The organism is Myxococcus sp. AB025B, from assembly GCF_006518215.1.
Classification (GTDB): domain Bacteria; phylum Myxococcota; class Myxococcia; order Myxococcales; family Myxococcaceae; genus Myxococcus; species Myxococcus fulvus.
Map to the genome: position 1 here is coordinate 16,412 of NZ_SRLW01000097.1, position 14,927 is coordinate 31,338.

The 14,927-nt window shown below is 69.2% G+C and carries 9 protein-coding genes; 3 read left to right on the forward strand and 6 right to left on the reverse strand.

The features are described 5' to 3' along the window. Positions 1-32: 32 nt before the first annotated feature. Complete coding sequence (locus FL311_RS18045; protein ID WP_141326436.1) at positions 33-836, reverse strand: hypothetical protein; 804 nt, start codon at positions 834-836, stop codon at positions 33-35. Positions 837-1,016: 180 nt separating this feature from the next. Between FL311_RS18045 and FL311_RS18050 the strand changes: the two genes are divergently transcribed. Continuing rightward, positions 1,017-2,795: a tetratricopeptide repeat protein gene (locus tag FL311_RS18050; RefSeq protein ID WP_141326438.1), complete on the forward strand. Its 1,779-nt coding sequence runs from the start codon at positions 1,017-1,019 to the stop codon at positions 2,793-2,795. Between the two features lie 4 nt (positions 2,796-2,799). Here the strand turns inward: FL311_RS18050 and FL311_RS18055 are convergent, their stop codons facing one another. The 4 genes from FL311_RS18055 to FL311_RS18070 form a co-directional block, all read right to left on the reverse strand. Continuing rightward, positions 2,800-3,573: a hypothetical protein gene (locus FL311_RS18055; RefSeq protein WP_194869250.1), complete on the reverse strand. Its 774-nt coding sequence runs from the start codon at positions 3,571-3,573 to the stop codon at positions 2,800-2,802. A 177-nt stretch (positions 3,574-3,750) separates the two neighbouring features. After that, entirely contained in the window at positions 3,751-4,764 is a 1,014-nt protein-coding gene (locus tag FL311_RS18060; RefSeq protein WP_141326442.1) for a hypothetical protein, read from the reverse strand. Between the two features lie 44 nt (positions 4,765-4,808). Next, positions 4,809-8,444 (reverse strand): RHS repeat-associated core domain-containing protein, encoded by a 3,636-nt coding sequence (locus tag FL311_RS18065; RefSeq protein ID WP_141326444.1) that lies wholly within the window; start codon positions 8,442-8,444, stop codon positions 4,809-4,811. 10 nt (positions 8,445-8,454) lie between these two features. Beyond that, positions 8,455-11,067, reverse strand: coding sequence for a type VI secretion system Vgr family protein (locus FL311_RS18070; protein ID WP_141326445.1), 2,613 nt, complete (start codon positions 11,065-11,067; stop codon positions 8,455-8,457). 137 nt (positions 11,068-11,204) lie between these two features. Between FL311_RS18070 and FL311_RS18075 the strand changes: the two genes are divergently transcribed. Both FL311_RS18075 and FL311_RS18080 read left to right on the forward strand, forming a co-directional pair. Beyond that, complete coding sequence (locus tag FL311_RS18075) at positions 11,205-12,452, forward strand: tetratricopeptide repeat protein (RefSeq protein WP_141326447.1); 1,248 nt, start codon at positions 11,205-11,207, stop codon at positions 12,450-12,452. Then, positions 12,449-13,483: a PAAR domain-containing protein gene (locus FL311_RS18080; RefSeq protein WP_141326449.1), complete on the forward strand. Its 1,035-nt coding sequence runs from the start codon at positions 12,449-12,451 to the stop codon at positions 13,481-13,483. The genes FL311_RS18075 and FL311_RS18080 overlap by 4 nt, the downstream gene beginning before the upstream one ends. Before the next feature lie 9 nt (positions 13,484-13,492). On the opposite strand, the gene FL311_RS18085 is transcribed toward FL311_RS18080, so the two are convergent. Beyond that, positions 13,493-14,927 (reverse strand): kelch repeat-containing protein (locus FL311_RS18085; protein ID WP_305036155.1); only part of this gene is annotated, 1,435 nt, incomplete at its 5' end.

Here is a 14,927-nt window from a genome sequence, read left to right on the forward strand (position 1 = left end):
CGCGAGCGCTCCGTCTCGCGGGCATGGGTGTCTCAATCCCTGTCGAAGAGCGGGAGCTGGCTGGCCTTGGGCGTGCTGAACATGTCCATCAATCCGAACTGGAACATCCGTCTGCGGAAGCTGCCCATGAAGAAGAAGACCTTCCGTCGGGTCAGGTCCAGTTGCTCCCAGAGGAAGCTCTCGAGCTTGGGCTTGCGTCGGGAGTCCCCCGCCAGCGACTGATAGCGCTCGTGCAGGTCCCATTTCTTCAAGGAATGGCAGTGCCCCCGGCAGCTCCCGTCGTCACATCTCCACTCGATGACGAACTCCACGTCCGGGAATGGGAGGGGCCTCGGCGGCGCGAACAACCAGCCCTGACGCAACACGCGTTGCTCGGTCTTCAGCCAGGCCTTGCGGTCCTCCTCCGTGCGAGGCCTGAGATAGGCGTCCACGATGACCTTCGGCTCGACGATGCCGAGGGAGCGGTGCTCGGTCCGCTGGAGTTCCGCGAGCTGTTCGAGCGACGGGACCCACCCCGGAGACGCGCGCAGCATCTGCACCTGCTTCCACGCGTCGGTGTCCGACATCCGGTCCTCGAGCTGGAGGGAGTCCGGGTCGACCTCGAAGCTCTCGGGACGAGGGTCCCTCTCATGCTTCTTCGTCTTGACCGATATCCATTGGAAGCCCCGCAGACACTGGCCCTCTTCCATGAAGTGACGCGGGATGGGATGGAGCCGGACCATCCTCAAACCCTCACTGTCCAAGCCGCCCGTGCAGACGTTCTCCACGCGTCTGCGTGAGTAGCTCGGATAGGTCATCCCCAAGATGAGAATGCGCCGCTCGGCCCATTTCTCCATGTGACCGTCCCCCTGAGGTCAATCGCAATCTGAATCCTAACAGCGGGGGATGACCTCCGAGCGAGCCGGACCCGCAGTGGCAAGCCATTGCCTCCGAGTCGGGAGCGACCTTGTATCGAGGCGCCCAGGCGTTCCAGCCGTGGCGGAACCAGGGTCGGCGAAGTACCGTGGGTCCCCGATATGGACTGCACACACGCTTCACTTCGACCCACGCCGGAGCAGGACGCCTCTTTCGCCGCGGAGGCGCTCTTCGCGCGCGAGCTTCCCCACGCGGCCTACCATGTGGGCTGCGCACTGAGCTCGGATGTCACCCGTCCCGAGTGGTTGGAACTGCTGCGGCGCATCAAGCAGGACGCGGGCCCCGACCCGCTGCGAATCGTCCCCTTGCAGGGGCGGGTGTCCTTCGCCACCGTCGCGGTGCGCGCATGGATGCTCCACGAGGAAGGCCAGCCCGCACAGGCCATCGAGCTGCTCTCACAGGTGGTCCACGCGAAGCGCGACACGGACTTCGTGCGCTGGGGCCTCCCCTGGCTGGAAGCCCAGGGCGTCGCCGAGCAGGCCCCCATCGAGCCCACGCTGAGCCTGCTGAGCGTCACCCTCGCGAGGACCGGACCTTCCGACCAGACCGTGCTGACCCGGGTGCTGAGCGTGATGGAGCGACTGTCGACGCGACATCCCACCCACGCAGGGGTGGTGTGGCTGCACGGCACCCTGCTCCACCGCGTCGGCCGGCTGGACGAGGCGCTCGCCTTGGCCACCAAGGCCCACGCCACCATCCCGAACTGGCTCACCGCCGTGCTCCTGGCCACCGTCCACCGCGCACGTGGCGACGTGACGAACGCGCTCGCAGCCTATCAAACGGCGCTGCGCCACGACGCCACCCAGAACGCCACGCGCCTGGATATCGCGGACATGATGCGCGAACAGGAGCGGCTCGACGAAGCGCTCAACTGGTATCAGTCGGCACTGGGCCATGAGCCGGGCAGCACCTGGGCCCAGGCCGCCGTGGCCTCCATCCAGTTCCTCCAGAGCGGCGGGCGCGACGCCCTGGAGCGCCTGCTCTCGGTGTCGGACACGATGCCGGGGCCCTCGCGCGAGGGGCAGCTCGCGGCCTCCGTCACCCGCGAGATGGTGCCCTGGGTGGACTACCTGCCCCAGAGAATCGACGCGGGCATCCATGCCCTGCGGCAGATGAGCCTCCAGCCTCCCGCCGCGACGGGGAACTCGCCGCCGAAGGTGAAGCTCACCACGCAGTGGCTCGAGGCGCCCAGCGTCCAGCTGGCGTGGGAGCTCCATCGCGAGTGGCGTGGCTTCCCCTGCATCGTCGACGTCGTCGTCCAGCAGGTGCAGAGGCCCGACCCGCGCCAGCCCGTCGAACCCGTGGACTTCACGCTGTGGAGCTACACCGACACCCGTCCGACCCGCGCTGTCCCTCCGCCTCCCGAGGAAGTGGTCACGGCGCTCGCGGAGTTGGCCAGCGTGCCCTTCCGGCTCGAGGACTGGTGGCGGGAGGCGGCACAGACGTCCCGCGCGTTGAGCACCCACGCGCCCGAGGAGATCGCCCGGGCCATGGTGCATCCGCCGCCTCCGCGGGGCCCCCACTCCACCTGGGCGTGGCTGCAGCGCATCCAGCTGGCCGCGGCCTTCGTCATCGCGACCCGCGAGGAGGGCTGGCTCGACTCGCGGCGACGGACGCTCCTGCTCGCCCTGGCGAAGGGCCCCATGGACTGGGCGGTGGAGGCCGCGCTCGTGACGCTCGCGCACGTGGCACGCACCACCCCCGAAGCCCGCGCCGAGGTTCGCGCGCTCTACCAGTCCCTGGACCAGCACACCCAGGACTACGCGAGCTACGAGTACGCCCTGCTCTGCGCCTGGCTCCAGTGGCCCGAGCTGTCCGACGCGGAGCGTGCGCCCCTGGAGGAGCGCCGCAGGAACATCGAGAGCCACGCGGGCCCGTGAGGTCTCAGCACGGAGGCGGGGCCTGAAGGATGCGGGCGCCCTGCGCGGCGAGCCAGGCGATGGCTCGCTCCCGCTCCTCGGGCCCCACGCCCACCTCGAAGTCCTCGGAGGAGCGGGAGCGGTCGCGACCCAGCCACATCGAGAGGCCTCCCACGTCACCGACCCAGTGGTCCCCGAGACGCGAGTCCGGGAGCTCGAAGTGGCGGAGCGAGGACAACAAGGTGGAGAGTGACGACAGCCCCGTGCATGAAATCACCTGCCCCGGAGGACGCTCGCAGTTGCGCAGCATCCGCCCGTCGAGGCTTCGCACGAAGTGGATGAGGCCTCGGAACGAGCGGTAGGCGACCTGATTCGCCACCGCCGACGGAGACGCGTCATCCGACCAGGCGAGGAGTTCTTCCTCGAGCTGCGCCAGGTTCGGCTGCAACAAGGGAAAGGGCCTTGGCCCCTCGTCGGGCCTGAGCGTGATTCGCGCGTGCTCCCAGGTGGACAGCGCCACGCGGAGCAAGGCGTTCGAGACGAAGTAGAGATAGCTCGGGGAGTACAGCATCGGCTCCGAGGCGGACTCCGACACATCCATCACGGGCGCATCATCGCCGTCCCCGGACTCATCCGTGATGCGAAACCCGCCCTCCAGTTCCTCCACCAGCCGGAAGCGCGCGGGAAGAACTTCCGCCACGCCAGCACCGGGCTCATGCTGCCGACGCCAGCGGGCCAACACCGAGCGCACGCGGCGCTGCCCCGCCGCCTCCACGGGTGAGGCGACGAACGGCTTCATCGCAGCACCATATCCGACCGCGTCCCAGAAGAGCCGGATGCCCTCGGGGGTCTCGGGCGAGAGCGTCACCTTGCGCCGTGTCTGACGGTAGTGCGGTAACCACCGGGCCAGCCAATCCGACCATCGCCGTGATTCTTCTCGCAAGCGCTCACGCTCTTCGGGCCGCATCTGCGTGGGTCAATCGAACGAAACGCCGCCAGGAATGGCGAACTGCTCTTTCCACGGAGTGACATCCCTCACCCGGAACCCCTGCTTCTCGACCCACTTCAGCAGGGCCTTGCGTGCCTCGGGCGTCACACGGAAGCAGTACATCTGAGGTCCGATGGGATCGACGCTGACCTCCACTCCGCCCACCTTCCCGACCCCCAGACGCTGGGGCCGCTTCTGGAAGGTCCACGAGAACCACTTCAACGCCAGCGCCTGCATCGACTCGTCGGAAACGCCTTCGACGGTGACGAGGTCCCCACGAGGACGTCCCGTGTAGGAGATGGCGTGCTCGCAGAGCCCATGGAGGTAGGAGACGAAGCGGTCCAGCGAGGTATAGCCGATGAACTCCGCGGGCTCGCCCACCGGGCCCACGGCCGGCTCGGGGACAATCTTCCAGAGGCCCTCCCCCAAGCTCAGCGCCGAGGGCGCGAGCACTGGGAAGGCCGGCGTCCCCACCAGCGGTGGACTGAACGCCATCGTGCACCGGGTGGGGCCCACCGAGAACGCCAGGCGGAGGATCTCCAGCGTGACGAAGCGGAGGTAGCTGTCGCTGAACTTCATCCGCTCCAGCCCTCCGGACGAGAGCACCAGGACCGGAGGGTCGACGTCACCTCCCGACTCGTCCGCGATGAACAGCTCGTGCTCCTCCGCATTCACGGACACCACCCGGAAGGACGCGGGCACGAGCCCGGCCTCCGCTTCGGCCCCAGGTCCCTTCCGCCGCGAAGCCTTGCCGCGCCACTTCTCCAACAACCGGGTGGCGGAGAGCACCTCCTCGTCCTCGGGAGAGCTGACGAGGAACTTCAAGGCCGGGCTGTAACCGAGCTCCTCCCAGAAGGCCCGGACGAGCGTGGGCGCTCGCTCGGACAACCGCACGGGATGGCGAGTGGAGGCGAACCTGGGAAGCAATTGCTCACAGAGCCTCCGCAGTTGACCGGCGTCCCGACGCACGGCGTCCACCTGGTTGTTCTTCACTGGCTGCATCGACCCTCCCACGGCGCGCATGCGCGGCATCCCGGAACGACTCGTCAACAATACGTCCTGATTCGCCCCTTGGAGTCGCGATATGTGACGTGCAGGTCCACGCCATTCGCGCGGGCTTGATGCACCAGCCCGTGGAGCGCGTGGTCGCAACTGCCTCTGCCGGACTGTCCATGCCGACACGGCGGCCGGTCGATATGCAGCACCACCGGCCCTCCCTGGTAGGCCCCCGGGTTGTGGAGGATGTGGCTCATCGCGTGCATTTCCGCATGCGTCCAGTTGCCATTCATCCCGCCGGAGGTGGCTTCGCGGACCGCCGGATGAACCGTGACAGGGCCACTGAAGTCATTGCCCGCGGTCCGGGGGTGTGAGCCATTGACCGCGCCGTCCGGAACGCCGCTGATGAACGCCTGGCTCTGCCCGTTGTGGGAGACCACCGCCATGCACTTTCCCCCCGGCGTCGTGAAGGCATCCTGGTTGCCGGTCGTGGGGTGGTTGTTGCGTCCCACGCCGGAGTAGTTGCGGCCACCGTCGTACTGGAACGGGCCGCCGCTGGGGTAGCGGGCGGAGAGCCCCGAGGGGTCGATGGCCTCCAGCGGACTGGGCACATAAGCATAGAGGTTGTGTCCACCCACCAGGCCGATGGGGTCCGGGCTGATGTACCGGCCCGTCTCCGGCGCGTAGTAGCGGTAGCGGTTGTAGTGCCAGCCGGTCTCCGCGTCGTACCACTGGCCAGGGAAGCGCAGCGGGAAGGCATCCGCGTCGAGCCCCGGCTCGGACCAGGTGCCCTGGCGGCTCACCCACTCCAGCCGTCCCTCCGGAGTGACGACCTCCGAGGCACCACCCACCCCATCCGGAAGGACGAAGTGCAGCCCCGCGTCAGCCAGCAGCACGGCCCGGTGGTTGTTCGGTTCGAACAACCACTGCCTCACGGCGCCTCGCGGGTCATCCTCCTGGAGGATGACCTCTCCATCCCACAAATATCGGTGCTCTCCCCGAGGTCCGCGCCGCGCGATACGCCGCCCCAGGCCGTCATAGACATACGTCCACGACTCGCCGTCCGGCCGCACCACCGACGCCAGCTCACTGGAGCCCGTCCAGCCATAGCGCCAGACCTGCTCGGGCCCCTCGTCCTCGCGGACATACCGGGCCACCAGCCGCCCCTCGTCGTCGTAGGCGTGCGACTCGGCGCGCCGCGCACTCTGGACCGACGCGAGGCGGCTGCCCTTCTCGTACGCGAGTCGGGTGACGGCCCGCTCGGGGACATCGGGCTGCTCCCAGGACAGCAGCGCGTGCGCCATCCGGTTGCCCGAGGCGTCGTACTCGTATGCCTCCGAGGTCCCTCCAGGCCGCAGAACCTGCGTCAGCCGACCGGTGGCATCGTGCTTGAACAGGCTCAGTCCACGCAGCGAATCCTCCGTGCGCGACAGGTGGCCGAAGTCGTCATGGTGATAGCACCGCTTGAACGGCGCCACCGCGTCCGGATCCCCAGGCGTGGGGGGCCAATCGAGCCCACGGTCCACCCAGCCCGGCGGATGGTAGGCCTGCTCGAGCAGTCGCGACATCGCGTCGTAGCGGGTCTCGAGCACACCGCCACCGGGCAGCACCCGCCGGACCTCCCGGCCGAGAGCATCGCGCACGAACTCCACCACCGCGCTCCCTCGCTGGATGGCGAGGCAGTCCCCGTTGCGACTCCAGGCGTAGCGGACGGGCTCCCCCGAAGGAGGCGTCATCTGCGTGCGCCGGTTCATCGCGTCATAGGTATTCGTGATGCGCTGCCCGTCCAGGCTCTCCCCGAGGATGTTGCCGTAGACGTCGCGCTCGAACGCGACCTTCACGCCGGACTCCACGCCCGTCAGGAGCCGGTTGGCGTCATACGCGTACTTCGTCTCGACACCGTCCGGTGCCACGCGGCGCAGGACGTTGCACCATTCGTCGTAGGCGTACTCGGTCCTCGCACCCGAGGAGGAGATGATGGCGGTGCAGTTGCCCACCCCGTCGCGCTCGTAGCGAACGGACCTGCCATCCCAGAATGTCTCCGACACCGGCCGCCCGTCCGCGTCGAACTCACGCCGGTACGTCTCTCCCAGCGGGTTTCGTATCTCCAACAGCCGGTTGGGCTCGCTGTCCCAGCGGTAGGTCGTCACCCCGCCGCGCGCGTCCACGCTCTCCAGCAGGTGACCACAGCTGCTGGTGCGAAGCCGGGTGACCCCTCCGTCCGGCGCCTGGTAGCGCACGACGCGCCCCCCGGCGTCGTACTCAAAGTGCCAGGCACGCCCGTCCGGAGGGAGGATGCTCGTGACGCGGCTGGCGGCATCGCGCTGGAACTCGGTGCGCTGGCCCAGCGGGTCCACCTCCGCGAGTACCCAGCCATCCGCGTCGAACTCCGTACTCCAGACGTTGCCCTCCCAGTCGATGCGCCGCACGGGGCGGCCCAGCCGGTCCCGCTCCAGACGGAAGACGTGTCCCAGCGGGTTCGTCACCTCCAGGCACTCGCCCTGGGGATTGAACTCCAGGCGCCACGTCAGCCCGGTGGGCTCCAGGATCCCCGTGAGGTTGTTCTGCGCGTCGTAGGTGTAGCGCCAGAGCTGGCCCAGCGGGTCGATGAGCGCCACGGGCCGATGCTCGTCGTCATGCTGGAGCCGGACCTGCTTGCCTCCGGGGAAGTGCGCGGCACAGTACCGCCCGAGCGCGTCGTACTCCCGCTCCGCGCGGACCTTGTTGGCGTCCGTCTCAGCCACCAGCCGCCCGGCGTCGTCGAACTCGTAGGCCGTCAGCGCGCCCAAGGGCGAGCGGACCGAGGTGACCTGCCCCGCGCTGTTGTACTCGTAGACCGTCACCTCGCCGTGGCTGTCGCGGACGCGGGTAATGCGCCGGCCCGGCTGGTATTCGAGCCAGCGCTCCTCGTAATGGTCCGTGCCGGTGGCGTGAATGCAGCGGCCCGCATCGTCGTAGGCGAAGCGGAAGATGGCCCCCGTGAACTTGCTCTCGGACACCATTCGCGCCCGGGCGTCGTACTCGTACACCGCCAGCACGCCCTGCCTGTCCCGCACACGCCACAGCCGGCCCTGTCCGTCGTATTCGTAGGCCACGCGAGGCGGCCCCGACTCGCCTTCCAGGGAGATGGACTCGAGCAGACCCCTGGTGCCATAGCGCAGCCGCAGCGCCTTGTTCGTGCGCGTCTGCACCAGCCGGATGGGCTGGGCGAGGGAGTTGTACGAGAGGTCCACCCGGCTCTGCTCGGTCCCCCGCAGCTCTCGCAGGACGTAGTGCACGCCCTTGGACTGCTTCTCGAACACGAGCCGCAGCGGATGGGGCTCGTTGGCGTAGCGGATGAGCAGCAGGCTGTCGTCCGCCTGCCGTCGCAGCTCCAGGCCCGAGGAGGGCGAGAGCAGCCGTCCCGTCTTCTCGAAGGCGTTCGTCGCGTCCTCGAGCGCCAGCTCCGCGCCCTCGTTGTTGACGTAGACGAATCCCTCGAGCGTCTGGCGCAGCGCCATCTGGAAGCCCAGCCGCCACCCTGGGCCGAGCAGCGCGGGGCCCACGGTGCTCCCCAGCAGCGCGGTGCTGTAGTAGCGCTCCACCATCAGGGGGACCCGCCCGGGCAGACTCAGGTCCATCCAGGTGTTGAACAACACCCCCGATGCCACGTCGATGGGGTGCCCCACTGCCACGCGGCCTTGCATGGAGACCTCGTCAGTTGATCTTGATGAGCGCGCCGGTGATTTCGTGGATGCCCACCGCCGAGGACGTCAGCTTGGGCGCCGACAGCGACCCTCCCGCGGCCTCGAGCTTCAGCGTGCTCTGCTGCGCCCCCACGTTCACTTCCTTGGCGCCGTTGATCTCCACGGTGCCGTCGCTCTTGAGCTTGATGCTCGCCGCGCCACAGACGAGCGACAGCTCCTTCGTCGCCGTGACTTCAATCTTGTTCCCGTCGAACACCACCTGGCCCGAGCTGTTGTGCAGGGCGATCTTCTTGCTGGTGCCCTCCACCGTGATGCTGTCCTTCAGGGTGACGCTGCACTCGCCCTGCACCGCCTGGAGCTGCAGGTCTCCCGTCATCACGTAGTTCTTGGCGACGTGCTCGGACTTGTCCCCCGTGACGTCCAGCGAATCCTTGCCCTGGATGCTCTCCTGCCGGTTGCCGGTGACGGTGAGCTTCTCCAGCGTGTTGACGGTGGCATCCCGCCCCGCGTGCAGGGAGAGCGTCTCCTTGCCCGTCACGTCCTCGGTGCGCGCGCCGGTGATGGTGATGGTCTCGTCCTTGTCCACCGTCTCGGTGCGCTTGCCATGCACCGTGGTCGTCTCGTCCTTGTCCACTGTCTTGGTGCGCTGGCCATGCACCGTCATCGCCTGGTCCCCGCCCACCGTCTCCGTCTGCGAGCCGTCCACCGAGTTCGTCTGGTTCGCCTTCACCGAGGTGGAGTGGTTGTTGAGCACCACCTCGTTGAAGTCCTTCTGGGCGTGCAGGAAGATCTCCTCCACCTCCTTGGCATCCTCGAAGCGCAGCTCGTTGAAGCCGTCGCTGTCCTTGGAGCTGGAGGTGCGGATGGTGCTGCGCGTCTTGTGCTCCGGCAGCGCGTACGGCGGCTTGTTCTTCCCGTTGTAGACGCTGCCCACCACCACGGGCCGGTCCGGGTCTCCCTCCAGGAAGTCCACCAGCACCTCCATGCCGATGCGCGGCAGGAAGATGAACCCCCAGCCCAGGCCCGCCCAGGCCTGTACCACCCGCAGGAAGCAGGAGCTCTTCTCGTCCCGCTTGCCCTGCCTGTCCCAGTGGAACTGCACCTTGATGCGGCCGTGCTCGTCGGTGTGGATCTCCTCGCTCGCCGGGCCCACCACCGTCGCCGTCTGCAGGCCCGCCATCCGCGCGCGCGGCCGCCGACGCTCCGCCCGGAAGGGCACGTCCAACGGAACGCACTCGAAGGTGTTGTGGTAGCGCTCCCGCGGCGGCCCCTCGCGGCGCAGTGACAGCGAGTCGCTCGTCAGCTCCTCGGAGGCGTCGCCGTGGTGCTCCACGCGCGTGAGCAGGTACCACTGGTCCAGCGCGGCGTGACCGTGGCCCGTCAGCTCGAACATGTAGCCGGGCGTGAAGCCGGTGACGTACCCCACGCCCCGCCCGCGCTTGCCCTCCGCGTGGAAGGCCTGCCGGCGCAGCAGCTCCTGCTTCTGGGCCGGCTCGTACTGGTACTTCTTCTCCCCGCTGTCATAGGGCCCCAACAGCGGCGCGGGGTACTCGTAGGACTCGCGCTCCTTGCCCATCGCGTCCTTGGCGCGCGACTCGCGCGTCAGGTCGTAGTCCGGGTGCGTCCAGTTGAAGTCGCGCACCACCACGCTGGTGGTGTGCAGCTGCTGGGAGAAGTCGAAGTGCCGCAGGCACTCGTCCGAGGCCGTGGTCGCCTCCGGGCCCTTCACGGTGATGGGCGTCCCCAGCACCGCCTCGCAGGTGGGGCTCTGCTCGTTCTCCTCGACGAGCACCAGCTCCTCCTTGTCCCCCGAGTGGTCGAAGTAGAAGAAGATGCCCTCCTCCTCCATCAGCCGCAGCACGAAGTCCAGGTCCGACTCGTGGTACTGCACGCAGTACTCGCGCGGCAGGTACTCGCGGTTGAGCTCGAGGCGGAACGGCCGCTCGAAGGGCCGCAGCGCCTGGGTGAGCACCTCCTCGAGGATCTCCGGGACCTTCTTCTCCTGGAAGATGCGCTGGTCCTTGCGCTGCGAGAGCGCCCAGAGCGCGGGCACCACGTGCGCGCGCGCCAGCAGATGCCCGGCCTGCGTGCCCAGGTGCTCCACCCGGTGGACGATGCCGCACAGCCGCCGCGCCCCCGCGTCGTGCGCGATGAGCACCTCGGCGGACGAGCCGAGCAGCCCGTCCACGTCCGCGTCCAGGTGCTCGTTGGCCAGGTCCACCGTGCACGTGTAGAGCTCGGAGAGCCCCTCGCGCGAGTGCAGCTCCACCACGCGCCAGTCCGCCGAGGGGTCCGCGCTGGACTGGAAGGAGAAGCGCACCTTGTCCAGGGGCGTCCCTCCGCCGATGGCGCGCGCCAGCTCGGACAGGGCCTCCAGCCCCCCCGTGGCGCCCAGGACGCCCTGGGCCACGGCGCTCACCTGCTGCACGGCCTGTCGGGCGCGCTGCGCCTGCTGTGTCGCCTGCTGAACTGCGGGAACCTGGCGCAGGGCGCTCTCCAGCGGCTTCGTCGCCTGGGCGGGCAGCTCGCCGGCCCGAGCCTGCCGCGCGGCCTCCTGCGACTCGCTGACCACTTGCGCCGTCTGCTCGACCTTGCGCAGCACGTCGTCGGGTGAATCGGACACGAGGCCTCCCCCCTGTCAATCGGAGCCTTCCTGAGAGGCCTCTCATATCGCGGAGCGAGCCCGGACAGATAGTGCCGCGAGCATTTGACGGAGCGTCTCGTCTGAGCAGGCGCGGTGGGGTTACACTCATCAAACCCATGCGGCGCAAGCTCCAGGAACTCCAAGACACACTCGGTGGCTTCGTGGACCAGCGAGACCACCTGCTGCTCGTCATCGGCTGTCACGAGGCCGAGGCGGCCTGGGTCCACAAGACACTCAAGGGATTGGACGAGGAGACGCCCTCGGACCTCTTCCTCCTCTTCGCGCACGAGGCCCGCTCCGCCACGCAATACGTCACCGACGTGCTGGCCAACCTGGAGGCGCAGCTGGAGGGCGCCAACCTCACCCGCAAGCAGAACGGCGAGGCCCCCTGGCCCGCACTGCCCGGCCGCTGTCAGGACCCTCGCGAGAGTCCGGGCGCACGGCTGCGCTCCGCCATCGAGCACGTGCGGGGCCTGCTGCCTCCGGATGGGGACCACCGGCTCGTCTGGGCGCTCGTGCCCATGAAGATCGAGGACCGGACGGGCTACTCCCACCTGGTGGGGCAGCTGTTGCCACACGACGGCTTCCAGCCCTGGATGCGCTCGCTGCGCATCATCGTGCGCGATGAGAAGGAGCCGCCCTTCCTCGTGCCCGCGCTCAGGAAGCTCCAGGTGCCGGGCGTGCTCGTGTACGAGCCGGACCTGAGCACCGCGGCGCTGACGGACAGCCTGGCGCAGGAGTCGGTGGACCCCGCCCTCCCCGTCCCCGAGCGGATGCAGGCCCTGCTCCAGCTGGCCGCGCTGGACTACGCGCACAAGCGCTACCCGGCCGCGTTGGAGAAGTATGGGCTGCTCCACACGTACTACGCCGAGCAGGGGCTGAAGGAATTGCAGGCGCTGTGTCTGCAAGGCGCCGGCGACGTGCTGCGGGCGGTGGGCAAGCTCGCGCAGGCCAAGGAGCGCTACCAGCAGGGGCTGGCGGTGGCGGTGAACACCCTGGCGCTCCCCATCCTCATCAACCTGTCCATGGCCGCGGGGGACGTGAGCCTGGAGCTCAAGCAGTACACGGAGGCGGAGGGGTACTTCGACATCACCGACAGGGTGGCCGCCAAGGCGCTCAACCCCTATCCCAAGGCGGACGCCCTGGAGAAGCTGGGGCTCGCGCGCTACCTGCGCAAGGATTTGGGCAAGGCCGTGGTGACGTGGACGGGCGCGGCGGCGTTCTGTCGCTCCGTGGAGTACACTGCGAGGCTGAGGTCCGTGCTCCAGCGGCTGGAGAAGGTGTATGGCGAAGCGGGGATGGTGACGGAGCAGCGCGCCTGCAAGAAGGAACTCCAAAGCCTGCCGAGGGAAGGCCAGACATGAGCAACCCCAGGGCCAGCACCTCCGCGAACAGCGCGGTCCGCGACGCGCAGCAGCCCCCCCAGCCCGCACCGCCGCTCATGCAGCCCACGGGGGAGAACGTCGCGGTCGACTCGTTCGCCTCGGTGGTCAACCGGACCACGGACCCCTTCCGGCAGGCGCCGCCCGCGCACCAGGGGGCGGTGGGCGCCGTCAACCAGGCGCTGGGGGGCGTGCTGGGCCTCATCAACGCGCCGGTGGAGCTGCTCAACACGGGCTTCGCGCTGGCGACCGCGCCCCTCGCCGCCCTGTTCCCCGCGCTGCCGGCGGCGACGCTCACCGCGCTGCACGTGGGCCTGCCCCACCCGCACGCCCATCCTCCGAGCCTCATCCCTCCGGCGCCGCCCATCCCGCTGCCCAGCATCGGCACGGTGCTGCTCAGCGGCTGTGTGTCCGTGCTCATCAACGGCCTGCCCGCCGCGCGCGCGGGGGACGTGGGCCTGGCTGTGACGTGCGGCAGCTTCATGCCGCCGCTGGAGGTCTTCACGGGCTCGAGCAAGGTCTTCATCGGCGGCTCGCGGGCCGCGCGCATGGGCGACATCACCAAGCACTGCACGCCGTCCGCGGGAGGGATGAGCAAGCTGGCGAAGGTGATGGCGGCGGCGGGGATGGCGGCCGGCGCGCTCGGGGTGGTGACGAGCGCCATGGATTCGGCGCACTCGAGCGCCGAGGCGGCCGCCGCCGACTCCGCGAACGCCGCCGCCGCCAGCGCCGCCACCGCCGCGGGGCAGGCGATAGGCGCCGCCGTGGCCGCCGCCCAGCTCGCCGCGGACGCGGCCGCCATGGCCCTGTCGATGATGGTGGGCAAGGACCCGGGCCTCATCCCGGACTTCGGCGCCATCGTCCTGGGGCAGCCCAACGTGTTGATCGGCGGCTTCCCCATGCCCTCGTGGAGCGAAGTGGCCGGCGGGCTGATGAAGCTGGTGAAGGGCCTGCGACGCGGCGTCCGCGGCGGTCGCAAGCAGGGCCGGCTCTTCTGCGCGAGCTGCATGTAGCGTGGGCCCTCACGGCATGAACAGCTCCGCCTCCCAGTGCACCCCGCCGTTGTAGCCATATCCTCCCACCACCAGCACCTTGCCCAGGGGCAGCAAGGTGGCCGTGGCGTTCTCGCGAGGCGTCAACACGCCGCTGGTGGGCGACCACTGCCCGGTGGCCGGGTCATACAGCTCGCAAGGCGAGAGGTAGAACCGGTCCTCGAAACCACCATGGCCCGCCGCGATGAGCACCTTTCCGGAGGGCAGGAGCGTGGCGGTATGCGCACCCCGCCCCTCCACGAAGGACGGGGTCTCGGTCCACGTCCCGGTGGCCTCGTCGTAGAGCTCCGCGGTCGCCAGCGCGCCCTGGTCCAGCTTCTCCGAGTAGCCCCCGGCCACCAGCACCTTCCCCGACGGCAGGAGCGTCGCGGTGTGGCTGCCGCGCTTGAACGTGAGGTCCTTCACGGGGGACCACCGCCCCGTCGTCGGGTCATAGACCTCCGCGCCCTGGAGCGGTGCCGCCGTGCCCGACGTGTCCGAATAGCCGCCCGTCACCAGCACCTTGCCCGAGGGAAGCAGGGTCGCGGTGTGGGCGCTGCGCGCCGTCGTCATCGTGCCCGTGGGAGACCAGCGCCCTGTGGCGGGGTCATACAGCACCGCCGTGGCGAGGGAGCCGTCGTCCCCATGGCCTCCCGCGACCAGGACCTTGCCCGAGGACAGCCGGGTGGCCGTGTGGAGGTCGCGTCCCTTCTCGAGCCGGCCTGCCGGGAGCCACTGCTCCGTGGCGGGGTCGAAGAGCTCCGCTTCCGCCACGTGGCTGCTGTTGTAGCCGCCGACCACCAGGACACCTCCCGACGTCAGCAAGGTCGCGGTGTGGCCATCGCGCGCCACCCGCAGAGGTGGCAACGCGCGCCAGGTTCCCGACGAGGGCTCGTACCGCTCGACCGACGAGAGATAGACGACGGTCTCGGCCACCTTGTTGCTGCCGCCCGCCACCAGGACGTGTCCGCTCCCGAGCAGCGTGGCCGTATGGTTGCCCCGCTGCACGAACAGCCGCCCCGTGTTCGTCCACGTCTTTGTTCCCGGGTCATAGACCTCGGCCGACGCCAGCGCGCCTCCGGTTCCTACGCCCCCCACCAGCAGCACCCGCCCCTCGTCCAGCAGGATGGCAGTGTGGTCACGCCGGGCCGCCGCGAGCGGCTTCGTGGATGACCAGGTCCCGCTCTCCGGGTCGAAGAGCTCCGCGGAGGCAAGCGCCTCGCCTCCCGCACCGACTCCACCGGTGATCAACACCTGGCCGGAGCGCAGCAACGTCGCCGTGTGGCCGTGCCGAGGTGTCGCCAGGGGCGGACCTGGGGTCGCCACCCGATTCTCCACATCGACCAGCACCGTCGAGCCCAGGGCCCCTCCGGCATTCCACCCACCCGCCACCAGCACCCGCCCGGACGCGAGCAACGTCGCCGTG